This window comes from Mucilaginibacter koreensis (genome assembly GCF_054783355.1).
Genome location: NZ_BAAGQS010000001.1, coordinates 993,117 through 1,015,566 on the forward strand (window position 1 = coordinate 993,117; position 22,450 = coordinate 1,015,566).

Genomic DNA, 22,450 nt, shown 5'->3' on the forward strand with positions numbered 1-22,450 from the left:
AAGTAAGTACAAGTGTGCGATTTCGGACACTTGCGTTCGATTGTATTACATGATTTTTCAGTAAAGAAGTTTGTTGTTTAATGATAAGGTAATTAAACAACAAAGCCCGATACTTTCGTATCAGGCTTTGTACCCAGAGCCGGGGTCGAACCGGCACGGCCTTGCAGCCACAGGTGTTTGAGACCAGCGCGTCTACCGATTCCGCCATCTGGGCATCCGTTTCTGTCAGAAGTGGGATGCAAATGTATTTAAACTCTCCCTAATTCGCAACAAATATTTTTGCCGGTAATAAATATTTGCCACCTCATTTAAGCGGCTTTCTTTAGCTTTATCATCAAGCTGTTCATAATCAGCCGTTAGTGCACTCAGCTGACTTTGTAAATCATTTTCCACAGCCATCACTTCTGCCGAAATTTGTCCCAATTGTTCCGCGTCATCCACCTCCATTAGGCGTTCATTGATATCCATCATCTCCATTAAAAAGTCGGCAGGCAGCTGTGGCTTTGCGCCTTCGTTTACCAAATCATGCGACTTTAAAACATATTCCAACAGTTTACCAGGGTTAGATAGCGTATGGTAAGCTTTGTTGTTAATGGTGGAAAGTTCCAGTATTTCGCTTTGTTTTTCCTCGCTTTCATTGGCGTAAAAGTCGGGGTGGTACTTTTTGCTGTACTGATAGAACATTTTCTTAAGGGCGGCCTGGTCTATGTTAAAAGACTCGGGTATATTATAGAATTCAAAGTAATTGATCATCATATCTTGTAAATGATAAACGCAGTGGGTGATGTAATAATGACAAAAGGACGGCAAAGTTTATAGATATTCAAATTTTATTTTGCCTTTTGTCGATACTTGAATAGCGATTGTCAGATTGTCGACTATGACTAAAGTAAACTACATCCAAAGCTTCTTCTTGGTTTAAAGAGATGTCGAGGCTGTTTGTGATCTCAATCAAGCACTTTATGTTTTTTAAAGCTAACATTTATGAAGTTTAAGATAGTATAAGGGTTTTACCTCTATCATACTGTAGCGGCATACGTGGTTCTGAGGGATGCCAGCAATGATATAATAAGCATATGAACAAACCTTAAGTCTATTGCTTCTGCCCAAAAAGGTATATGGCGTCAGCAGATTTTCTTAACTTTGATGACAGAAACTCAAATCTTCTGGTATTGAGTAATTATATTTAATACCAGAAGAAAGTGTACACCTAAAATCATAATTGGCTGATATGATGCTGAAAAAACTAATATATATTAATTAAAATGATTTACAGCAGGCTCATCAGCGGTTTAGGTAACCAGCTTTTTCAATATGCAGTGGCAAGGCAGTTATCACTCCTGAAACAGGTGCCTTTAAAACTCGATGTTTCGTTTTATGAAACGCAAAGCCTGCGTGCTTACAAACTGAATCATTATAATATTAAGGCCGACTTAGCGACCCAAGAAGAACTGGATAGTTTTTTTTATGTATTAAGAAGCAAATCAATACCAGCCAGGCTTTACCGAAAAATACAGCGTTTAAAACCCCGTCATTTAAAGCGTAGCTTTAAAGAGCTCGAATCTTGGGTATATGAGCCTAAGCTTTACTCGGCCTGTTCAAACATATACCTGGATGGTTACTGGCAGCATTATAAATATTTTGAGCACATTGATCAGCGCATTTTTGATGAGCTCACCTTAAAAAACACGGAGGAACTAAATCAATATTCAATATTCGATAGCATAAAAAAAGATCAGCAATCGGTTTCAATTCATATACGCAGGGGGGATTATATCAGCGATCAGGATGCGTTCAACTTGCTTGGCGTAATGCCCTTAAGCTATTACAACAATGCTATAGCTCATATCAATAAAAAAGTAAAAGCTGCCAATTATTATGTTTTTTCCGATGACCTTAACTGGGCCAGTGAAAATCTGAAAATTGATGGCGAAGTTCAGTTCGTTGATATTGAAAACGGAGCAAAAGATTATTTGGAACTGGATGCCATGAGTAAATGCCGGCACCAAATTATCGCCAATAGTTCATTCAGCTGGTGGGGCGCGTTCTTAAACCGTAACCCCGACAAAATTGTAATTGCCCCCAAGCAGTGGGTTAAGCCTCAGCATATCAACAATAAGATACACATCCAGTTTCCTGAATGGATAAAACTCTAACTTAATGGAGCCTATTGTATCCGTAATCATTCCATACTTTAACGCAGCCAGCACACTGCCAGAAGCCGTGAACAGCGTAATGGCTTATCCTGATAAGTCAGTTTTCGAAATTATTATTGTGAATGATGGTTCTACACAAAGCATCGATTTACAAGTGTTAGAAGATATGGCTCGGCAGGGTTGCCGGGTGATCCACCAGGAAAATAAAGGCCAGGCCGCAGCCCGAAACGCCGGCATAAAAGTGGCCAGAGGCCGTTATATTCTATTTTTAGACAGTGACAACAAAATCAGGCCGGCCTATATCACAAAAGGAATTGAAGTACTGGATGCGCATAATGATATAGCTGTGGTATACGGGAAGCCTAATTTTTTTGGTGACACTACAACTCCACGTTTTACAACTGCAGCATTTGATTTACACAAATTGCTGGCAGGTAACTATATTGATATGTGCGCAGTGGTGAGGAAATCGATTTTTGAACAAATTGGCGGGCTGGACGAAAACCGTGAGGTGGGGCATGAAGACTATGATTTATGGATCAGAATTGCAAAAGCGGGTTGGAAACTGCATTTCATTGATACCGAGTTGTTCGATTACCGTATCAGCAATACTTCTCATTCAAGCGAATTTCAAAACCAGGAGAAGTACCTTAAAATGATGCAGTACCTGATGGCCAAACACGCCGACATTTACCTGCAATGCTACCGGGAGTTATACGAAAAAGATGTTTGGAAAAAGCAAAGACCTTTCAAAAGCTTGTGGTATCATATCAAGAATAAATACCTGAGTTCTGGCGAAGGGAAGCAATAAACGCGCACACACTACTACTTAAAACATCGTTTTAACAGAACGCATTATAATTAGCATATTTGCGAATTAATTATCATTATGCTGTTTGAACAATTAAGGCAAAAGCCATTTTTTATATTAGGCCCCTGTGTTATTGAGAACCAGGATTTATTATACACTGTAGCCGAAAAAGTAGCCGAACTTGGCGAAAAATACCAGGTGCCGGTAATCTTTAAATCTTCATTTGATAAAGCTAACCGCACATCCATAAAATCATACCGCGGGCCGGGTTTAGAAGCCGGGCTGGAAATGCTTAACAACGTTAAAGAGCGTTACCAACTACCGTTGCTTACTGATATTCATGAAAGCTATCAGGCAGCAAAAGCTGCCGAAGTGGTAGATGTGCTGCAGATCCCGGCATTTTTATGCCGCCAAACCGATTTGCTGGTAGCCGCTGCCGAAACCGGAAAGGTGGTTAATGTTAAGAAAGCACAATTCTTGTCAGGACAGGACATGTATTACCCGGCACAAAAGGTAGCTGATGCCGGTAATCCACAAGTGATTTTAACTGAGCGCGGTAATGTATTTGGTTATAATAATTTGGCTGTCGATTTCCGTAATATTTACGATATGAAAAAATTTGGTTACCCGGTGTGTATGGATTGCACGCACTCAGTTCAGCGCCCGGGTGCAGCCAATGGCACTACCGGCGGCGACCGTACCTTTGTACCAATGATGGCGCTGGCCGCTAAAGCCTTCGGCGCTGATGGCTACTTCATGGAGGTGCACCCTGATCCTGACCATGCGTTGAGCGACGGCCCGAACATGGTGAAGCTTCAAGATTTAGAGAACATCATCAAATCCTTGATTGACTAAATATCCCAGTTGCATCATAATCCAGCACACATGAAAGATATCGCTCGGCGCGTATTTGATATTGAAATAGAATCGCTCAAGCAAGTGGCTGCTGCCTTGGATGAGGAGTTTACGCAAATTATACAAGCTGTAAAGCAGGTAAAAGGCAAACTTATTGTAGCGGGTATAGGCAAGTCGGGAATTATTGGTAAAAAAATAGCCGCAACACTTTCCAGTACTGGTACGCCCAGTTTTTTTCTGCATCCGGGCGAAGCTTTTCATGGTGATTTAGGAATGGTGGGGCAGGAGGATGCGGTACTGCTCATTTCTTACTCTGGCGAAACGGATGAAGTCTTAAAAATTATTCCTTTTTTAAAGCACAACCATAACCTGCTTATCGGTATCACCGGCAACCCGGCATCCACCATTGCTAAAAACTGCGATTATCATCTGAATGTGCACATCAGCAATGAGGCCTGCCCGCTCGAATTGGCGCCTACTTCATCTACCACGGCTACGCTGGTGATGGGCGATGCGCTGGCCGTAGCTTTAATGACGGTGAAAAACTTTCAGCAGGAGGATTTTGCCCGCTATCATCCCGGTGGTAGCTTAGGCCGCAAACTGCTTACCCGCGTGCAGGATCAAATGCGAACCGAAGCACTGCCGTTTATCAATCCGGAAGCATCTTTTACCGAACTATTGCTGCGGATGTCAGAGGGACGGCTGGGCATGGTTGTGGTTGGTGATGCAACTCATGTACAAGGCATAGTTACCGATGGAGACTTGCGTCGTGCACTGTTGCATAATAGTAATATACATGAACTGCATATCCCAGAAATGATGACAACAAGTCCGGTCATTATAGCTGCAGATGAATTTGTAGCCACAGCAGAGCATCTGATGATTGAAAAGAAGATAACTACCTTATTGGTAGGTGACAATGAAGCCCGTACTGTATCAGGCGTTTACCAAATTTACAACGAGTAGTTGTTAAAGACAAACTTTCTGTTTTTCCGGTATGTTGCTTATTAAAACACAGTAAATTATGAGCACTACATTAGATGAAAAGCAGGAAAAGGAAATATATAAAGAATTTAAACACCTGGTGAATATGACGCCTGCCGCCATTGAAAAGTGGTTAAAAACTGAAGAGTCAAAAAAAGTAGGCTGGGATAGCGGCGATGGCGAATCGGTAGGGCATAAATCGGGTGAAAAGATTGTCAAGATATTGCATACGAAAGAAGCTGATTTAAAAGAAGCCGACTACAAGCATATGCAAAAAGTAAACAGCTACATCAAAAGGCACAGTGCCCAAAAACCTGATGGAGACGTATCGGAAACCAACTGGAATTACTCCCTGAAAAATTGGGGACATGATTACAGCAAAAAATAATAATAAGCGGTTAACAGCCGCTTATTTTGGTTGATGACATCCCATGGCTTTATATAACTCGTCTATCCTGCTCAAATAAACTTATATTTGCAGCTTATCTATCCAAAAAAACATAGTCTGCATTTAATAATGTTTGAGCAAACCACCCATCAGCCTTATAATACTTTTAAACATCCTGAAACCTCAAATATTGCTGTGATTGGCTTGGGGTATGTAGGTTTACCTTTGGCTGTTGAATTTGCTAAAAAGTATCCGGTGGTTGGTTTTGATACCAAAACCGAACGCATTGAAGAATTAAGCCGTGGCTTTGACCGTACTCTAGAAATTGAGATTGATGATTTAACAGCGGTGATAGGTTCAACTGTTAATGGCCTTACCTTTGCGGCAACAGCAGAGCACATTGCAGCTTGCAATATCTATATCGTTGCTGTACCTACCCCAACAGATGTTCATAACCGGCCCGATCTGACCTTGTTGAAACGTGCTACTGAAACAGTAGCCAGCGTGCTGAAAGTCGGCGATATAGTTATTTATGAATCCACGGTATATCCTGGCGCAACCGAAGAATTTTGCGTACCCATTATCGAGCAGGTATCAGGCTTAAAGTTTAATCATGACTTTTTTGCGGGTTATTCGCCGGAGCGCATCAATCCCGGAGATAAGGTGCATACACTTACCAACATTGTAAAAGTGACTTCCGGCTCCACACCCGAAGTGGCTGAATTTGTAGATGATTTATACAAAAGTATTGTAACAGCCGGTACTCACCGGGCGCCAACCATAAAAGTGGCCGAAGCCTGCAAGGTAATTGAAAATACCCAGCGCGATGTGAATATTGCCTTCGTAAATGAGCTGGCAAAAATTTTTAACCTGCTTAATATTGATAGTAATGCCGTATGGGAAGCTGCTGGCACCAAATGGAATTTTTTAAACTTCAGACCTGGCCTGGTAGGCGGACATTGCACCGGTGTTGATCCTTACTACCTGGCACAGCGTGCGCAGCAGGCAGGTTACCATCCCGAAATGATTTTGGCCGGCCGCAGGCTGAACGATGGCATGGGTACATACATTGCCCTCGAAGTGATTAAGCTGATGGTGAAGAAAGATATCGCGGTAAAAAATTCTAAAGTACTGGTGCTGGGTTTTACTTTTAAAGAAAACTGCCCCGATGTGCGGAACACAAGAGTAATTGATATACTGAAGGTATTTCAGGAATTTGAGATCAGTTTTGACGTTTATGACCCCTGGGCGAATCCTGATGAAGTAGAACAGGAATATCACATCAAAACTTTAAATGAGCCGAAACAAATGGCCGCTGCATATGATGCTGTTATACTGGCGGTGGCCCACCACCAGTTTGTACAGCTTGACTACCTGCAACTAAAGCGAAACACGCAATCAATTATCTATGATGTAAAAGGGATACTCAGTACCGAAATTGTAGATGGCCGCTTATGATTTATGCCAAATAAATACTTATTAGTTTAATAGCAATAAGTTTTGCCGCTGTTACGAAGTTGATTGATTGGGGCTATATTTGTAATGAAAATTATAATATCTACGCCGTTCATATTATAATTTAGTAATATAAGTTGTATATTTACAATCCTATACTTTAACGGCTATTGAAAGCGATCACGTATAAATGATACACAGGTATAATACATTTATTAAGGCCATCAACCTTACTATTGATTATATCATACTCAACATAAGTATGATTTTAGCTTACGCTATTGTAGGCCATACTTATCTTGTTTGGGAAAATAATGTTCACTATTTCCCTGTTGTTCTGGTTTTTAATTTAGTTTGGCTACTATCAGCTAATATAACTGGTATGTATGAGTCTGTGCTCAACCGCGACTCCATTTCCACCTACCGGTTAGTTATTAAAACCTATCTGCTTTTTGTTTCCTTTATTTGCGTTACCATCATTATTATCATAGGCATTAAAGCTTACTTCGTAACCCGTGAGTATCTGTTTTATGCCATCCTTTTATTTGGATTTTTCTTAAGCCTGTGGAAGCTCATCTTCTTAAGCATACGCAAATCCGAACGTAAGTTTTTGGGCGATTATCGCAATGTGATTATTGTAGGCAGCGGCCGGATAGCAAACGATGTTTATCAATATCTGAGTGATAACCTGGATAGGGGGTATCGCGTAGTGGGTTTCTTTGATGATGACCCGCTAACTGTTACTCATAAAGAACTTTATATGGGTAACACCAACGATTGTATAGAATTTGCGGTAACTAATGAGGTAGACGAAATATTTTGCACTTTACCAGATAGTTACGACGGCAAGATTCAGCAGCTAATGTTGGATGCGGATAAAAATCTCATCCGGTTCAAGTTTATTCCACAGTATTATAACTTTGGCCAGAAGCCAATGCAGGTACAAAGCATGGGGCACATTCCGGTGATTTCCATCCGCCAGGAGCCACTGGAGAACATGTTGAACCGTTTCACTAAACGGCTTTTCGATATTGTGTTTTCCATATTTGTTGTGGTGTTTTTGCTGAGCTGGCTGTTCCCTATACTGGCCATCATTATCAAGCTGGAATCGAAGGGGCCGGTATTGTTCGTGCAACTACGGGCTGGCCGAGATAACCTGCCATTCAAGTGCTTCAAGTTCAGGTCGATGTCGGTAACTGAAAACAAGGATGAATTTGTACAAGCTACTAAAAACGATGTGCGGGTTACCAAATCGGGCGCTTTTTTGCGTAAATCCAGCTTGGATGAACTGCCGCAGTTTATCAACGTAATTTTAGGCAACATGTCTGTTGTAGGTCCACGGCCGCATCCGCTTAAACTGAATGACAGCTATGTGGATATCATTAGCAGCTACAACGTACGGCACTTTTTAAAGCCGGGTATTACCGGCTGGGCGCAGGTAACCGGCCATCGGGGCGAAACGAAAACTACCGAGGATATGCTGGCCCGCGTAGAAGCCGATGTTTGGTACCTGGAAAACTGGTCTTTCCTGCTCGATCTGAAAATCATATTCCTTACTTTTTGGAATACCGTTAAAGGCGATAAGAAAGCGTTTTAAGTATGGCTGTATTTACAGACCAAATGCAGCGGGTTGTTGAACTGTCGCAACCGCCTCAGCGCATCATATCATTAGTGCCATCACAAACTGAACTTTTATTTGATTTAGGGCTGGAAAGCCGCATTGTTGGCTGTACTAAATTTTGCGTTCACCCAATTGATAAAACAAAGGCGCTCACAAAAGTAGGTGGCACCAAGCAGGTGCAACATAATTTGATCCGAGAGTTACACCCCGACCTGATTATTGCCAATAAAGAAGAAAATGAGCGCAGCGATATTGAAGCGCTGATGAACCATTACCCGGTTTGGCTAAGCGATATGTCTACCTGGGCCGATGCTCTGGAAATGATTGATATGGTTGGCGAACTAACATCAACGCAAACTCAAGCTCAACACTTGGTAAAAACTATTCGGCAAGAGTTTGATCATCTGTCTCGTACTGCACAAACGTTAAACGCTGTATATATGATTTGGCGTAAGCCATACATGGTAGCCGGCGCCGATACCTTTATTACAGATATGATGCAGTATTGCGGGTTCATTAACGCGGTTACTCAAAACCGGTACCCGGTTATGGATGTGGAGCAGCTTCAGGCAATTGCTCCTGATATCGTGTTATTATCATCAGAGCCTTATCCTTTCAAACAGAAGCATATTGATGAAATAAAGCATATTTTGCCCGATGCGCGGGTGATGCTTGTGGATGGCGAAATGTTTTCGTGGTATGGTAGTCGGCTGCAATATGTACCTGCTTATTTCAAAAAGCTGCAACAACGGGTATTTACATAAAATTAAAATTGCATTTGGGATTACAGCTTTAAAGCTTATCTTTGCCCCACAATCCTAATGCGGAAGTGGCGTAATTGGTAGCCGCACCAGACTTAGGATCTGGCGCCGCGAGGCGTGGGGGTTCGAGTCCCTTCTTCCGCACTAAACCGCGTTTTCATATTGAAAGCGCGGTTTTTTATTTTGCGCCAAAAATACTATCATTTTTCTTTCGAGCCAATTACCACTTAAACTAAACTGCTGTATAGGAAGGATTGATTACCTTCGTTTGAGATACCTTATGTATGATTATATTAAATGACCTACGTGGTCAGCTTGCTAACCGGCTGCATTTTATATCTTATTTTATAGCAAACAGCTTTCATCATAATTACGATTTATTGATTACCTGCTTTCCTGAATATCATGACTACTTTGCCTCCGGATTGAAGACGAGTCATCAAGTAAAGATTGTAAAACGAGGGCTGTTTCAGAAGATGATCCACAGATTGTTTAACAAACTGAGGACATTAAAATTTGTGCCGCCATATTTGAATTTTCATTCAATAGCCCAACTTGAGTCAAGACATATAGAGTTCGACATCAACAACGAGAGCTTTATTAAAGTTGCCAAAAAATCTGTTGTGCTACCTACAGGTTGGTTGTATAGAGACTACACCAATTTGAAACGATACAAAACAGAATTGAGAAGTTTCTTTTCACCGTTGCAGCAATTTCAAAGCATTGTTTGTCTTGAAAAGGAAAGAGCTTTGTTGCTCGGAGATACGCTGATTGGTGTTCACATTAGGCGCGGAGATTACGAAACTTTTAATGATGGAAAGTGGTTTTATAGCAACACGCTTTACAAACGCAAAATGGACGAGGTTTCAGCCATTTTTCCTGATAAAAATTGTGTTTTTGTAATCTGTTCCGACTGTGATATAGTTGAACAGGATTTTAAAGGCTACAACGTTTTGATCAATAAAAGAGCCGCAATTGTAGATCTTTATTTACTTTCAGCTTGCGATTATATCATTGGGCCGCCAAGTACCTTTTCCGAATGGGCATCGTTCTATAATGATGTTCCGTTGTGTTCTATCCTAAGCGCTGATCAAAAAATATCAAGAGGATGTTTTAAATCATTTATTTGATGTAGGCAGTTTTTACGACTTTTTGGTTTAAGTCCATTTTGCAAAGCAAAACTTAACACGAAGGTTGCCGCATTGCCCGACTTGAGTTTTCTATTTGTTGCAAAAGCGTAAGCCTGAAGAACGCGGCTATCATTCCAATAAGACTTCTGTTATTTTTGGCAGCCTAAAAGCAGATAGTTCGAATGATATCAGCGAATTGAAAATTTACTATCTACTTCCAATAATACCTTTTTACAATCCGCATCGCCTCTTTTTCATTTTCAGCACAAGCTTCACAAAAGGTGCCTACGCCGTTCACCGGGCCCTGATACTCCCAGGCTAATGTTTTACTGGTTTTTTTAACCGGGTCAACCACTTGTAGCTGATTACCAACGGGTGCAAAAAGCCTCATTGAATGATCAGGGAATATCACTTTAAAATATTTTTTGCCTTTATATATGGTGGTGCCAGCGTAAGTAAGCGCTATGGGCGAACCGCTATTGCCATAGGTGTAATCAATTGTAGTCCGGCGGTTGTGGTCTGCTACAAAACCGTAGGTTTCATAACCAGGCCTGCCATATTTTTTAAAAGCAAAATTAGCCACTTTTTGCGCCGAAGCCATTACAGACAAGCCGGTTAGCAACAGGAATAGCCAAAGTGACGAACGGGCAGCTTTCATAAATGAGTGAGTTAAATAGCTTACTTACAACAAGCAATGGTATGCATGTATTGTTTTCCGTTGTGAACTCAATTTAAGCCTTTGCTATACTTAATCCATACGTATACCGGCACGCTTAACATTAAGCCGATAAAGCCGTTAAATACAGCCTGTTCACCCGTGCCGATGATTGCCCACATTGAATAAGCAAAAGCCAGTAGTGACAGCGTAACTGCACCCGCCAGATTACCGGAAGCATTGGTTTTTGATTTGAGCCGTACCATCAGATATGATAGCGATGAAAACAGGTAGGGGATAAAAACCATAAATACTGCCAGCAGTAGCAGCGATTTAAACTGATCGGCCAAGCCTTTTGTATAATTCATCACCATAAATACGGAGACCAGCGTACTGTTAATGATCATGCCCATGTAAGGAACCTTGCGGCTATTCTCGCGGGCGAATAGGGCAGGGAACAGGTTATCTTTGGCAATGGCGTAGGGTATTTGTCCTTGTATCAGTATCCAGCCATTAAGCGCACCGAAAGCAGCAATGGCAATGCCTGCGCTCACCACATAACGCGCCGCCGGGCCAAACATTATTGCGCCTGCATCAGCATAAGGAGTTAAAGTGTGTTGTAATTGTTTGGCCGGTAACATACCCATTATACTGATGCTGCCCAGCAGGTAAACGAGCACAGCAATTAATAAACCCAATAAGGTAGCACGTGATATATTCTTTTCGGGATGGACCACGCTGGCGGCTGGAATAGAAGCACTTTCAATACCTACCATTGAAAACACAGTGACCGCTGCAGCAGCCGTTACTGCTGTAAACGCAGAGGTACCAGTGCTGTTGAATGGGTTAAAATTAGTTGCCTTAATCATGAAAAGTCCGCCGATGCCAATAATCAACAGGGGTAGTATCTTCAGGATAGTGGTAACGAGTTGTACCCGGCCAGATACAGCTACACCGCGAGTATTGAGCCAGGTAAGCAACCATATTGCACTCAGCCCGGTGCCAACCGCCGCCGCAGGGCTTTTGCCAATAACCGGAAAGAATGCGCTGAGTGCACTCACAAAGGAGATGACAATAGCGGCATTTGCCAGCGCAATACAGATCACGTAACTCCAGGCTACTAAAAAACCTGCAAAATCGCCAAAGCCGTGCCGGGTATAGGCATAAGGGCCTCCGGTAACCTGCGGCAATAGTTTGCTGAGATTACCAAACACCCGCGCCAAAAAAAATGTTCCTGCCGCAGAAAACACCCATCCCAGTAAACTGATGCTGCCAAAGCCGGCCAAAGTAACCGGAATCATGAATACGCCGGCACCAATCATATTACCTACCACCAATGATACGGCAGACCATAGTCCTAATTTGTTTGCAGCAGGTTGAGGTTGAGCACTCATGAATAGGGGAAATTTTTTGAGTACCGAATGTATAGAAAATATGTGACAAACCGCTTAACAGAACACATGCGTCTGCATATACACTACTGGTGTTCATGAACGTTCACGAGTGTTCACGCCTGTTCACGAGCGTTCACGCTACATAATACTTAAAGTTGGATGATATTCTTAATAGTCTTATCTACAATAAGATATGAAAGTTATATAATCAACACTGTATTTTCATCATTACTTAAACGTCATAATAAGCGTTCACAAGTGTTCACGTTTCGTGAACGTGAACACTTGCAGCGTTGCAATATGCTTCGGCATAGCTCAGCCACCTTGCACCGCTTTGAAATAAAGGAGATACATTTGAGATAACTTCCAAAAATATCTACTTTTAGCCTTCAACATGGAACAGAAAAACAATAAAAGGATGATCTGGGCATGGTCAATGTTCGACTGGGCCAATTCATCTTATAATCTGGTAATTACCTCAACCGTATTCCCGGCTTACTATAACGCTATTACTACACACAAAGTAAAAGGTAAGGAAGTGTATGATGTCAGTTTCTTCGGGCATACGTTTGTAAATACGGCCCTGTTCAGTTATGTACTGGCTTTTGCGTATCTGCTTATCGTGGTAATGCTTCCCATCTTAACTTCAATAGCCGATTATAAGGGTAACAAAAAATCATACCTCCAGATGTTTACCATTGTAGGCAGCATTGCCTGTTTAGGCTTGTATTTTCTGGAACCCAATAAACCCATCGAGTTAGGGATGATTTGTTTCGGCATAGCGGCTATTGGCTACAGCGGCGGCTTTGTATTTTACAACTCCTATCTGCCCCAAATTGCTACTGCTGACCAGCAGGATAATGTGAGTGCCAAAGGCTTTACCTACGGATATATCGGGAGCGTAATACTGCAAGTTGTGTGCTTCCTTATTATCTCATTCCCACAGGCATTTTTCCTTAAAGACGATACAGCAGGGGTAAGGGTGTCATTCCTCTTGGTAGGTCTATGGTGGATTGGCTTTTCACTTATTCCCTTCAAAATACTGCCTAAAGGCGAGCCAAATGCTGATGGCCATCAGCAAAATGTATTTACCGGTGGCTTTAAAGAGCTGGCCAAAGTATGGCGCAATGTAAAAGGTATGCCTTTGCTCAAACGCTATCTGCCCGCTTTCTTCTTCTACTCGGTAGGTGTACAAACCGTTATGCTGGTAGCTGCCAACTTCGGCGCCAAAATTTTGCACATGAGCGAAACCAGCCTGATTATTATCGTATTGATTATACAACTGGTGGCTGTAGTTGGGGCCTGGGTATTCTCCAAAATGTCGGCTAAATATGGCAATGTGAAGGCGCTTATTGCCATTGTATCCATATGGACTGTAGTTTGCATCGGCGCTTATTTCATTACCAAAGAAAGTGAATTCTATATTTTGGCTACTGTAGTAGGCGTAGTGATGGGCGGGGTACAATCGTTATCGCGCTCTACGTACTCCAAACTGATACCCGAAAACATACCTGACACTGCTTCATACTTCAGCTTTTATGATGTTACCGAGAAGCTGTCAATCGTTATTGGCTTATTTGCTTTCGGTTTTATTGAAGCCGTTACCGGTAGTATGCGCAATTCCATCATTGCGTTGGACATATTCTTTGTGTCTGGTTTGATACTGTTGTTGGCTTTACTTGCTGCCCAGCGAAAAAGTACTAATCTTGCAGCACTTAATATTGAGGAGGTAAAAGCTTAATGAAAGTTGAATTATTTGTGCCCTGTTTTATTGACCAGCTTTTCCCTGATACGGCATTTAGCACCTTAAAGGTACTCGAAAAGGCCGGATGCCAGGTGCATTACAACCCGGCACAAACTTGTTGCGGGCAGCCAGCTTTTAACGCCGGTTTTTGGGACGATGCGAAAGAAGTGGCTAAAAAGTTTATTGATGAATATGATGAAGATTCTATTGTTGTCGTACCTTCTGCCTCATGCACCGGCATGGTGAAAAATTATTATAACGATTTGTTTACTAATACTACTTCGCACAATAAATGCCGTACCCTGCAGGGCAGCATCTATGAGTTGTCGGATTTTTTGGTGAATATTTTACAGGTTGACTACTTTGGAGCTGAACTCGATGGCCGGGCCGTATATCACGATAGTTGCAGTGCTTTGCGCGAATGTCGTATCAAAGAAGAGCCCCGCCAGTTACTGGCGAAGGTGCACGGTTTAGAATTAGTTGACCTTAAAGCCAATGAAACCTGTTGCGGGTTCGGAGGTACCTTTGCGGTAAAATTTGATGCTATATCAAGCGCCATGGCTCAGCAAAAAGTGCACAACGCTTTAGATGCCGGTGCCGATTATATCATCTCTACTGATGCTTCCTGCCTGATGCATTTGCAGAACTATATTGATAAAAATGAACTGCCGTTAAAAACTATGCATCTGGCCGATGTGCTGGGCAATGGTTGGGGCAACGTGTAAACTGCACAATTTGCATTGAGACAATAAAGTCACAAATAATTATACCTTTGCCACCATATCAAAATCACTTTTGTAAGTGATGAATTTTTTAGTATATTTATTATATAACGAATCAAAAATCATAGTTGTAGATGATTAACATTACTCTTCCTGATGGTTCCGTTCGTCAGTACGACAAGGGAATCACTTCTTTGCAGATTGCACAGTCTATCTCCGAAGGTTTAGCACGAAATGTATTAGCGGCCGAAGTAAATGGCCAGGTCAGAGATGCCTCACGCCCGATTGAGGAAGATGCTCATGTCAAACTTCTGACTTGGAATGATGCTGATGGTAAATCCACCTTCTGGCATTCATCAGCTCACCTGATGGCCGAGGCTTTAGAAGCCTTGTATCCAGGTACAAAATTTGGTATTGGTCCGGCTATTGAAACCGGTTTTTATTACGATGTAGATTTCGGCGACCGCGAGTTCTCTTCTGACGATTTCAAACAGATAGAGGATAAGATTTTGGAACTGGCTAAAGCCAAAGAACAGTACATCCGCAAACCGGTAAGTAAAGAGGAGGCGATTGCCTACTTTACCGATAAAGGCGACGAGTACAAGCTGGATTTGATTAAAGACCTGCCTGACGGCTCTATTACCTTCTATAGCCAAGGTAATTTTACTGACTTGTGCCGCGGTCCGCATATACCAAACACCGGCTTTATCAAAGCGGTAAAGTTAATGAACGTGGCCGGTGCGTATTGGCGTGGTGATGAAACCCGCAAGCAGCTCACCCGAATTTACGGTGTAACTTACCCTAAGCAAAGCGAACTGACCGACTATCTGAAAATGATAGAAGAAGCTAAAAAACGCGATCACCGCAAGTTGGGTAAAGAACTGGAACTGTTTGCCTTCTCAGAAAAAGTAGGCATGGGATTACCATTGTGGTTACCCAAAGGTACCGCCTTGCGTGAGCGTTTGGTGAACTTTATGCAGAAAGCACAAACCCGCGCCGGATACGAACAGGTGATTACTCCTCACATTGGGCATAAGAATTTGTATGTAACTTCAGGCCACTACGAGAAGTACGGTAAAGACAGTTTTCAACCGATAAAAACCCCTCAGGAGGGAGAGGAGTTCTTTTTGAAACCGATGAACTGTCCTCATCACTGCGAAATATACAAAACTAAGCCACGTTCGTATAAAGACCTTCCGGTGCGCTTTGCCGAGTTTGGGACAGTATACAGGTATGAGCAAAGCGGTGAGTTGCATGGCTTAACCCGTGTACGTGGCTTCACTCAAGATGACGCCCACTTGTTCTGCCGCCCTGATCAGGTAAAAGATGAGTTTAAAAAAGTAATTGACCTGGTATTATACACTTTTTCGGCTTTAGGCTTTGATAATTATACTGCTCAGGTTTCTCTACGAGACCCGGACAACAAAGCGAAATATATTGGATCCGATGAAAATTGGGCGCTAGCAGAGAATGCCATTATGGAAGCAGCCGAAGAGAAAGGGTTGCCAACTGTAATAGAATATGGTGAGGCGGCTTTTTACGGTCCTAAACTGGATTTTATGGTGAAGGATGCCTTGGGCCGTAAATGGCAATTAGGTACCATACAGGTAGACTATAACCTGCCTGAGCGTTTCGAATTGGAATACAATGGCAGCGATAACCAGAAACACCGCCCGGTAATGATTCACCGCGCGCCGTTTGGCTCACTGGAGCGCTTTGTGGCCGTACTGATTGAGCACTGTGCCGGTAATTTCCCATTATGGCTATCGCCCGAACAATATGTGATTTTGCCTATATCTGAAAAATATGAGGATTATGCAAAAAAACTTTCAGAAGAGCTAAATATTTCCGATATTCGCGGGCTAATTGATTTCAGAGACGAGAAGATTGGAAGAAAAATTCGTGATGCTGAAATCAAAAAGATACCTTACATGTTAATTGTAGGCGAAAAAGAAGCAGCCGAAGGCACCGTTTCAGTTCGTAAACATGGGCATGGCGATTTAGGAAGCTTAACCATAGAAGAATTTAAACAACAAGTAATAAAAGAAACAACCGTATAACTTGGCATTAAATAAACCAAATTTCAGCAGAGGTCCGCGTCCTCCTTTTAAAAAGAAGGAAGCAGAACACAATATCAATCAATTCATCAGGGCTCAGGAAGTCCGTTTAGTAGGTGACAACGTAGAGCAGGGTATATTTTCGCTGCGCGATGCGTTGGCCATTGCCGAACAGCAGGAATTGGATTTGGTTGAAATTTCTCCAAATGCAGTTCCGCCTGTTTGCCGTGTAATAGACTATAACAAGTTTATTTACGAGCAAAAAAAGAAACTGAAAGAGATTAAAAACAACGCCAAGCAAACCATCATCAAAGAAATTCGCTTCGGACCTAACACAGATGACCATGACTTTAATTTTAAATTGAAGCACGCCATCAGCTTTTTAGAAGCAGGTGAAAAGGTGAGAGCTTACGTACACTTTAAAGGCCGTGCCATTGTGTACAAAGAGCAGGGCGAAATTTTGTTGCTTAAGTTTGCTCAGGCCCTCGAAGAAGTAGGTAAAGTAGAGCAGTTACCAAAGCTTGAAGGTAAGCGGATGTTTTTAACTGTAGCGCCTAAAGCAGCGAAGAAGTAGATTTGACTAAAGACAAAATGCAGGGCGGTTAAAATCCTGCATTCCATTTAAATAAATAACAGTTATGCCAAAAATGAAAACCAATTCCAGTGCCAAAAAGCGCTTTAAGCTTACTGGAACCGGTAAAATTGCCAGAAAAAACGCATACAAAAGCCACATCTTAACCAAGATGTCAACTAAACGTAAGCGTGCCTTAGGTCAGACCAGCTTAGTATCTGATGCTGACATGGGTAACGTAAAACGTATGCTTTGTATCGGTAAGTAATTCAACAAAATTTTTAACCAGGTATTAGAGTACAAAAGACCAGCACTTAAGCAGGCACTCACTACCAAAAACAAGAAAAAATGCCACGTTCAGTAAACGCAGTAGCGTCGAGAAGACGCAGAAAAAAAATCATGGACCTTGCAAAAGGTTACTATGGTTCACGTAGCAAGGTTTACACCATTGCAAAAAACACAGTAGAAAAAGGTTTACAGTATGCTTACCGCGACCGTAAAACCAAGAAAAGAGAGTTCCGCGCCCTGTGGATTCAGCGTATTAACGCTGGTGCACGCCAGTTAGGCATCTCTTATTCTCAACTGATGGGTAAGTTAGCCGCTAAAGAAATTGGTTTAAACCGTAAGGTATTAGCTGATTTAGCGATGAACAACCCTGAAGCTTTCAAAGCTGTTGTTGATGCAGTAAAGTAATTGCATAACTTATTTTTAACAGAAAAGCCGCTTGTTTAAGCGGCTTTTCTATTTTTTATACTGTATGTTATAATACGTGGTGATCGCTATTGTCAGTTACTGTGCTGCTATCACTAAACTGGTAAGGGTTTTCACCAATATCCATGTATTGCTTAAAGTTTCGTACATCATCGTCAACCATCTTTTTAAATACTGGGCTGAGGGCAGATGCTACACCTAAACCTACGCCGCCTGCAGGTGGTTGGTAAGATATGACTACGTCAATAATAGTTCCGTTTCCATCTTCGGCATCTTTAAAACGTACTTTACCGGCATTGTCAATCGTTGAGCCTTCAACCGAACTCCAGCCAATCATTTCATTAGGTTCATCCTTCACAATTTCAGCATCCCAGCTTACTTTGGCTACATTGGTAGGTAATTTCAGTACCCAGTGTGAGCGTTTCTCGTCAATCACTTCTACACTTTCCAGGTGCTTCATAAATAAAGGCAGATTATCCAGCTTTCTCCAAAATTGGTAAACTTCTTCCCGCGGTTTATTCACAGTGAATGATGAACGGATGTTAACGTTAACCGGGTCAGTGTTTACTTTACCTAAACGGGTATATAGTTCACAGTGGCCGGTAATGCCCCGGTTTAAGAGGTAGCCGCCTGCACCTAACTTTAATATGCTGCTAAATGGGCTTTTAAAAATATGGGTTAATCCTGAAAGCGCCAGTTTGGCTCCTGCTGCAATTGATACATAACGCTCGGGCCATTCTAAATTAATAGGGCCACTTTCGGTAGCTTCGGTATCTAATGCTAATGTGTTTCTAATTGCTAAATCTGCCATAGTGTTTGTTTTTAATAGGTAACTCATAAACACCCGGCAAAAGCAGTAGTTTTGTTTATCGTAAATTATTTAACTATATGGTTAATAAAAAATTTAACGATAATAAATACTATTATAAATGATAGTTTATAATTATCACCACGCTGCACTTGTATTTATAAAACCTTGTTGTACTTTTGCGCTCGCATTTGGTTCCTGATCTGCGGATCAGGATTAAAAGGGAATCCGGTGTAAATCCGGAGCTGTCGCGCAGCTGTAAGTTCCATTATGCTGATGCCCATTCTTTCGCCACTGATGTGTAACAAACAACCATCGGGAAGGCCGGGCATAAGCGGAACGAGCCAGAAGACCTGCCATGATGTATGATACAGTTCACAGCTTTCGCGGTATAGAGCTTTGGATATGAACGACCCATCTGATCAGTGTGTTTTCATTTCTGATGATTTTTGCTTTGGCGTGTACTGTAATGGCTTACAGTGTAAATAATGGCTACAGGTAAAGTGAATCAAACTCATATATTCAAGTGTTCTCCAAAGGGCCTGCTTACCTGCTTGTGCCTTGCTTTAGCTGTTGCTGCCAACGCACAAACAGACACAAGTAAAACCTTAAAGCCGGTAGTGGTTTCCACTTCTTCCATTCCTAAAGCCCCATCACTGTTACCGGTTCAGCAGGTTAAAAGCGAAGAATTTAAACAATACAGCGCTTACAATGTGGCCGATGCCATACGTAACTTCACCGGTGTAACGATTAAAGATTACGGCGGCATAGGTGGTTTAAAAACCATCTCAGTGCGCAGCCTGGGTGCCGAGCACACGGCATTGCTTTATGATGGCGTTCAGATTAACGATGCACAGAACGGGCAAATTGACCTGAGCAAGTTTAACCTAGAGAATATCAGTCAAATCAGCCTGTATAACAGTCAGCCACCACAATTATGCCAGCCGGCACGTGCTTTTGCAGCAGCCAGCGTATTATCAATTAAGCCTGTGTATCCGCATTTCTCGGCAAATAAGCCTTATCAACTTACAGCCGGCTTCAAAACCGGTTCATTCGGTTTAGTCAATCCTTATTTGCAATGGCAACAAAAATTGAGCAAGGATTGGGCCTTAGCCATAAATAGTAACTTTCAGTATGCCAATGGCCGGTATAAGTTCAAAACAACCGGAACAGGTGAAGACACCTTAGCTACCCGCTATAATACCGGAATAAAATCTATTCAAACCGATGCAGCACTTTATCGTATCAAAAATGATAGCAATACGCTGGTCATCAGGGTAAATGAAACTGCACAGAGCCAGGGTTTACCCAGCTACTACATCCCTTATGCAGCTACTGGGTCGCAGCATCTGTGGACTAATGATCTCTTTGGGCAGGTTTCGTATAACCGCCAGTGGCAAAGCAGTTTACACTTGTTGTTGAATACAAAGCTGAGCCGCAGCTACCTTCATTATCTCGATCCTGATTTTTTGAATGATATTCACCGTTTAGAGCAGTTTTATACACAGCGTGAAGTGTATCAGTCGGTTGCGCTGTCATATCAACTTTTTACCGGTTTCGAACTCGGTTATTCAACCGATTTTAGTTACGCCGATTTAAAAGCCAATAGTTATAACTATGCCCGCCCAGAGCGCTTTACTTTGCTGAATGTTATATCAGGAAAATTCAGTGCAGGCAAGTGGGTACTACAGGGAAATGTGCTCAACACTTATGTGAATGATAATGTGCAGCAGGGTAAAGCTCTACCAGCACGCTCTATTTACACGCCAGCCCTTGAAGTTGCATTTAAACCCTTTGGACAACCGAACTTTTTAATCAGGGCGTTTTATAAGAACATTTTCAGAAATCCAACCTTTAACGATTTGTATTACTCTGAAATTGGGCAGCGCAATTTAAAACCGGAGTTTGCGAAACAATATGATATAGGGGCGGAGTACATCAAAGCAGTATCAGGCGGTATACTTGATTTTGTTTCAACATCAGCAGATGTATATTATTTGAACGTAAAAGATAAAATCATCGCCATTCCCACACAAAACGCTTTTATCTGGTCCATTATAAATTACGGAAAAGTTGAAACCAAAGGTTTGAACGCAAGTGTTAAGGCGCAAACTAAAGAAATTGGAAGATTTAAATATAGCTTCTCAGTCAATTATACCTTCCAGCAGGCATTAAACACTACCGATGCCGGCGGCGGCACCTATAATAATCAGATTCCGTATACGCCCGAGCATGTGGTGAATTTAAATGCCGGGGTTATCTTTCAGCGCCTGAGCCTATATTATAACCAAATTATTTCATCACATCGTTACTACCTGAATGAGAATATAAATGATTATAAATTGCCTGGTTATACTATAAGCGATATTTCATTAAATTATAATACCCACCTGAGCACGAAGCCTTGTTACATAGGGATCGAAGTAAATAATCTGTTTAATAAGCAATACCAAGTGATACGCAGTTTTCCAATGCCAGGCACTTCCGTGCGTTTTGTATTTCAAATTACTATTTAATTCATATAACCCATTAAAAATGAAACATTTCAACAAAAAGTATTTAATCATTCTGCTAAGTGCTTTGAGCGTACTGGCTTCTTGTAAAAAAGACAAGAATAATCCCGAATCAGTTAAAACTGCAGCAGAACGGAAAGGACTCTATGTGCTGAACCAAGGTAACTTTGGTTCCTCTAACAGCACATTAACCTATTATAATTATGGCACTCAAACTTTAACAGCCGATTTTTTTGCGCCGGTGAATGGCCGGGTATTGGGCGGTGTAGGTAACGATGTTCAAATTTATGGCAGCAAAATGTACGTGGTGATGAATACTTCAAATACACTTGAAGTATTGAACCCGCAAACTGGTAAATCTATTAAACAAATATATTTCACATCTACAGGCACAGCTACCGGTCAGGGCCGCCAGCCGCGCTACGTAGTGTTCAATAAAAACAAAGCGTTTATATCATCATACGATGGTACGGTAGCAGTTTTAGATACCGCTTCGTTAAACATTGACAAGTTTATAAACGTAGGCCGCAATCCTGAGCACATGGCTGTTGCCAACAACAAGTTGTATGTAGCTAACTCTGGCGGGTTAAGTTATGCAACCGGTAACTATGATAATACAGTTTCGGTAATCGACCTGAACTCTTTAACCGAAACCAAAAAGATCACTGTGGTGATTAACCCTAACGGCTTGGTTGCTGACAAGAATGGAAACATTTATGTACAATCTACCGGTAATTACGGCAGCGTACCTAATAGTTTAACGATTATTGATTACAACACCGACCAGGTGAAAAGCTCGGCCGCTTTTGACGGAGGTTCATTATTTGTACAAGGTGATAACTTATATTGCATTACCGGCGACAAAAAAATTAAAATGATCAATACAAAAACACAGGCAGTAGCACATAATAATTTTATTACTGACGGAACTGTCATCAGCACACCTTACTTTGTTAGTGTTGATGGTGTTACCGGCGAAGTGTTTGTAACCGATGCTAAAGATTACGCCTCAAACGGCAGCATAACCGCATTTGACAAAAACGGAAAGAAAGAATACACTTTGACTACCGGAATAAGCCCGGGTAGTGTAGCCTTCTTATATTAATAAGGTGCC

The 22,450-nt window shown here is 41.8% G+C and carries 21 protein-coding genes, 2 tRNA genes and 1 riboswitch; of the genes, 18 read left to right on the forward strand and 5 right to left on the reverse strand.

What is annotated here, in order from left to right:
* Positions 1-130: 130 nt before the first annotated feature.
* Both ACYVNW_RS04345 and hscB read right to left on the reverse strand, forming a co-directional pair.
* Positions 131-214, reverse strand: a tRNA-Leu gene (locus ACYVNW_RS04345).
* Positions 215-225: 11 nt separating this feature from the next.
* Positions 226-756: a Fe-S protein assembly co-chaperone HscB gene (hscB, locus tag ACYVNW_RS04350; RefSeq protein WP_460678619.1), complete on the reverse strand. Its 531-nt coding sequence runs from the start codon at positions 754-756 to the stop codon at positions 226-228.
* Positions 757-1,265: 509 nt separating this feature from the next.
* Between hscB and ACYVNW_RS04355 the strand changes: the two genes are divergently transcribed.
* The 10 genes from ACYVNW_RS04355 (at position 1,266) to ACYVNW_RS04400 (ending at position 10,161) form a co-directional block, all read left to right on the forward strand.
* A complete protein-coding gene (locus ACYVNW_RS04355) occupies positions 1,266-2,156 on the forward strand; it encodes an alpha-1,2-fucosyltransferase (RefSeq protein ID WP_460678620.1) in 891 nt (296 codons plus the stop codon).
* A 4-nt stretch (positions 2,157-2,160) separates the two neighbouring features.
* Entirely contained in the window at positions 2,161-2,967 is an 807-nt protein-coding gene (locus tag ACYVNW_RS04360; RefSeq protein ID WP_460678621.1) for a glycosyltransferase family 2 protein, read from the forward strand.
* A 78-nt stretch (positions 2,968-3,045) separates the two neighbouring features.
* Complete coding sequence (kdsA, locus tag ACYVNW_RS04365; protein WP_460678622.1) at positions 3,046-3,822, forward strand: 3-deoxy-8-phosphooctulonate synthase; 777 nt, start codon at positions 3,046-3,048, stop codon at positions 3,820-3,822.
* Positions 3,823-3,852: 30 nt separating this feature from the next.
* Positions 3,853-4,788 carry a KpsF/GutQ family sugar-phosphate isomerase gene (locus ACYVNW_RS04370; RefSeq protein ID WP_460678623.1) on the forward strand — a complete coding sequence of 312 codons (936 nt, stop codon included), beginning with the start codon at positions 3,853-3,855 and terminating at the stop codon, positions 4,786-4,788.
* A gap of 58 nt (positions 4,789-4,846) precedes the next feature.
* A complete protein-coding gene (locus tag ACYVNW_RS04375; RefSeq protein WP_460678624.1) occupies positions 4,847-5,194 on the forward strand; it encodes a DUF3140 domain-containing protein in 348 nt (115 codons plus the stop codon).
* A gap of 129 nt (positions 5,195-5,323) precedes the next feature.
* The gene (locus ACYVNW_RS04380) at positions 5,324-6,652 is read left to right on the forward strand and encodes a nucleotide sugar dehydrogenase (protein WP_460678625.1); all 1,329 of its coding nucleotides are present in this window, start codon (positions 5,324-5,326) and stop codon (positions 6,650-6,652) included.
* A gap of 187 nt (positions 6,653-6,839) precedes the next feature.
* Entirely contained in the window at positions 6,840-8,246 is a 1,407-nt protein-coding gene (locus tag ACYVNW_RS04385) for an undecaprenyl-phosphate glucose phosphotransferase (protein ID WP_460678626.1), read from the forward strand.
* Between the two features lie 2 nt (positions 8,247-8,248).
* The gene (locus tag ACYVNW_RS04390; protein ID WP_460678627.1) at positions 8,249-9,034 is read left to right on the forward strand and encodes an ABC transporter substrate-binding protein; all 786 of its coding nucleotides are present in this window, start codon (positions 8,249-8,251) and stop codon (positions 9,032-9,034) included.
* 59 nt (positions 9,035-9,093) lie between these two features.
* A tRNA-Leu gene (locus tag ACYVNW_RS04395) sits at positions 9,094-9,175 on the forward strand.
* A gap of 140 nt (positions 9,176-9,315) precedes the next feature.
* Positions 9,316-10,161, forward strand: coding sequence for an alpha-1,2-fucosyltransferase (locus ACYVNW_RS04400; RefSeq protein WP_460678628.1), 846 nt, complete (start codon positions 9,316-9,318; stop codon positions 10,159-10,161).
* A gap of 211 nt (positions 10,162-10,372) precedes the next feature.
* Here the strand turns inward: ACYVNW_RS04400 and ACYVNW_RS04405 are convergent, their stop codons facing one another.
* A complete protein-coding gene (locus ACYVNW_RS04405; RefSeq protein ID WP_460678629.1) occupies positions 10,373-10,819 on the reverse strand; it encodes a hypothetical protein in 447 nt (148 codons plus the stop codon).
* Positions 10,820-10,887: 68 nt separating this feature from the next.
* Complete coding sequence (locus tag ACYVNW_RS04410; RefSeq protein WP_460678630.1) at positions 10,888-12,210, reverse strand: amino acid permease; 1,323 nt, start codon at positions 12,208-12,210, stop codon at positions 10,888-10,890.
* Positions 12,211-12,604: 394 nt separating this feature from the next.
* Between ACYVNW_RS04410 and ACYVNW_RS04415 the strand changes: the two genes are divergently transcribed.
* The 6 genes from ACYVNW_RS04415 (at position 12,605) to rplT (ending at position 17,997) form a co-directional block, all read left to right on the forward strand.
* Entirely contained in the window at positions 12,605-13,951 is a 1,347-nt protein-coding gene (locus tag ACYVNW_RS04415) for an MFS transporter (RefSeq protein WP_460678631.1), read from the forward strand.
* Positions 13,951-14,679: a (Fe-S)-binding protein gene (locus ACYVNW_RS04420; protein WP_460678632.1), complete on the forward strand. Its 729-nt coding sequence runs from the start codon at positions 13,951-13,953 to the stop codon at positions 14,677-14,679. Before ACYVNW_RS04415 ends, ACYVNW_RS04420 begins: the two co-directional genes overlap by 1 nt.
* A 131-nt stretch (positions 14,680-14,810) precedes the next feature.
* Positions 14,811-16,736: a threonine--tRNA ligase gene (gene thrS, locus ACYVNW_RS04425; protein ID WP_460678633.1), complete on the forward strand. Its 1,926-nt coding sequence runs from the start codon at positions 14,811-14,813 to the stop codon at positions 16,734-16,736.
* Position 16,737: 1 nt separating this feature from the next.
* Entirely contained in the window at positions 16,738-17,307 is a 570-nt protein-coding gene (gene infC, locus ACYVNW_RS04430; protein ID WP_460678634.1) for a translation initiation factor IF-3, read from the forward strand.
* A 64-nt stretch (positions 17,308-17,371) separates the two neighbouring features.
* Positions 17,372-17,572 carry a 50S ribosomal protein L35 gene (gene rpmI / locus ACYVNW_RS04435; RefSeq protein WP_090525627.1) on the forward strand — a complete coding sequence of 67 codons (201 nt, stop codon included), beginning with the start codon at positions 17,372-17,374 and terminating at the stop codon, positions 17,570-17,572.
* Between the two features lie 80 nt (positions 17,573-17,652).
* Positions 17,653-17,997 (forward strand): 50S ribosomal protein L20, encoded by a 345-nt coding sequence (gene rplT, locus ACYVNW_RS04440; RefSeq protein ID WP_460678635.1) that lies wholly within the window; start codon positions 17,653-17,655, stop codon positions 17,995-17,997.
* A gap of 67 nt (positions 17,998-18,064) precedes the next feature.
* On the opposite strand, the gene ACYVNW_RS04445 is transcribed toward rplT, so the two are convergent.
* The gene (locus tag ACYVNW_RS04445; RefSeq protein ID WP_460678636.1) at positions 18,065-18,826 is read right to left on the reverse strand and encodes an SRPBCC family protein; all 762 of its coding nucleotides are present in this window, start codon (positions 18,824-18,826) and stop codon (positions 18,065-18,067) included.
* Between the two features lie 172 nt (positions 18,827-18,998).
* Positions 18,999-19,199, forward strand: a riboswitch (cobalamin riboswitch).
* A 112-nt stretch (positions 19,200-19,311) separates the two neighbouring features.
* Here ACYVNW_RS04445 and ACYVNW_RS04450 point away from each other — a divergent pair.
* Together ACYVNW_RS04450 and ACYVNW_RS04455 are read left to right on the forward strand one after the other, a co-directional pair.
* Positions 19,312-21,339, forward strand: coding sequence for a TonB-dependent receptor plug domain-containing protein (locus ACYVNW_RS04450; RefSeq protein ID WP_460678637.1), 2,028 nt, complete (start codon positions 19,312-19,314; stop codon positions 21,337-21,339).
* 19 nt (positions 21,340-21,358) lie between these two features.
* Positions 21,359-22,441 carry a DUF5074 domain-containing protein gene (locus ACYVNW_RS04455; RefSeq protein WP_460678638.1) on the forward strand — a complete coding sequence of 361 codons (1,083 nt, stop codon included), beginning with the start codon at positions 21,359-21,361 and terminating at the stop codon, positions 22,439-22,441.
* Positions 22,442-22,450: the final 9 nt, after the last annotated feature.

Coding starts and splice junctions, on each gene's coding strand:
- ACYVNW_RS04410 (WP_460678630.1), bottom strand. CDS start 12,210: ATGAGTGCTCAACCTCAACCTGCTGCAAACAAATTAGGACTATGGTCT.
- ACYVNW_RS04450 (WP_460678637.1), top strand. CDS start 19,312: ATGGCTACAGGTAAAGTGAATCAAACTCATATATTCAAGTGTTCTCCA.
- ACYVNW_RS04360 (WP_460678621.1), top strand. CDS start 2,161: ATGGAGCCTATTGTATCCGTAATCATTCCATACTTTAACGCAGCCAGC.
- ACYVNW_RS04415 (WP_460678631.1), top strand. CDS start 12,605: ATGGAACAGAAAAACAATAAAAGGATGATCTGGGCATGGTCAATGTTC.
- thrS (WP_460678633.1), top strand. CDS start 14,811: ATGATTAACATTACTCTTCCTGATGGTTCCGTTCGTCAGTACGACAAG.
- ACYVNW_RS04405 (WP_460678629.1), bottom strand. CDS start 10,819: ATGAAAGCTGCCCGTTCGTCACTTTGGCTATTCCTGTTGCTAACCGGC.
- ACYVNW_RS04455 (WP_460678638.1), top strand. CDS start 21,359: ATGAAACATTTCAACAAAAAGTATTTAATCATTCTGCTAAGTGCTTTG.
- ACYVNW_RS04380 (WP_460678625.1), top strand. CDS start 5,324: ATGTTTGAGCAAACCACCCATCAGCCTTATAATACTTTTAAACATCCT.
- rplT (WP_460678635.1), top strand. CDS start 17,653: ATGCCACGTTCAGTAAACGCAGTAGCGTCGAGAAGACGCAGAAAAAAA.
- ACYVNW_RS04375 (WP_460678624.1), top strand. CDS start 4,847: ATGAGCACTACATTAGATGAAAAGCAGGAAAAGGAAATATATAAAGAA.
- ACYVNW_RS04370 (WP_460678623.1), top strand. CDS start 3,853: ATGAAAGATATCGCTCGGCGCGTATTTGATATTGAAATAGAATCGCTC.
- ACYVNW_RS04390 (WP_460678627.1), top strand. CDS start 8,249: ATGGCTGTATTTACAGACCAAATGCAGCGGGTTGTTGAACTGTCGCAA.
- hscB (WP_460678619.1), bottom strand. CDS start 756: ATGATGATCAATTACTTTGAATTCTATAATATACCCGAGTCTTTTAAC.
- ACYVNW_RS04355 (WP_460678620.1), top strand. CDS start 1,266: ATGATTTACAGCAGGCTCATCAGCGGTTTAGGTAACCAGCTTTTTCAA.
- rpmI (WP_090525627.1), top strand. CDS start 17,372: ATGCCAAAAATGAAAACCAATTCCAGTGCCAAAAAGCGCTTTAAGCTT.
- ACYVNW_RS04420 (WP_460678632.1), top strand. CDS start 13,951: ATGAAAGTTGAATTATTTGTGCCCTGTTTTATTGACCAGCTTTTCCCT.
- ACYVNW_RS04445 (WP_460678636.1), bottom strand. CDS start 18,826: ATGGCAGATTTAGCAATTAGAAACACATTAGCATTAGATACCGAAGCT.
- kdsA (WP_460678622.1), top strand. CDS start 3,046: ATGCTGTTTGAACAATTAAGGCAAAAGCCATTTTTTATATTAGGCCCC.
- ACYVNW_RS04385 (WP_460678626.1), top strand. CDS start 6,840: ATGATACACAGGTATAATACATTTATTAAGGCCATCAACCTTACTATT.
- ACYVNW_RS04400 (WP_460678628.1), top strand. CDS start 9,316: ATGATTATATTAAATGACCTACGTGGTCAGCTTGCTAACCGGCTGCAT.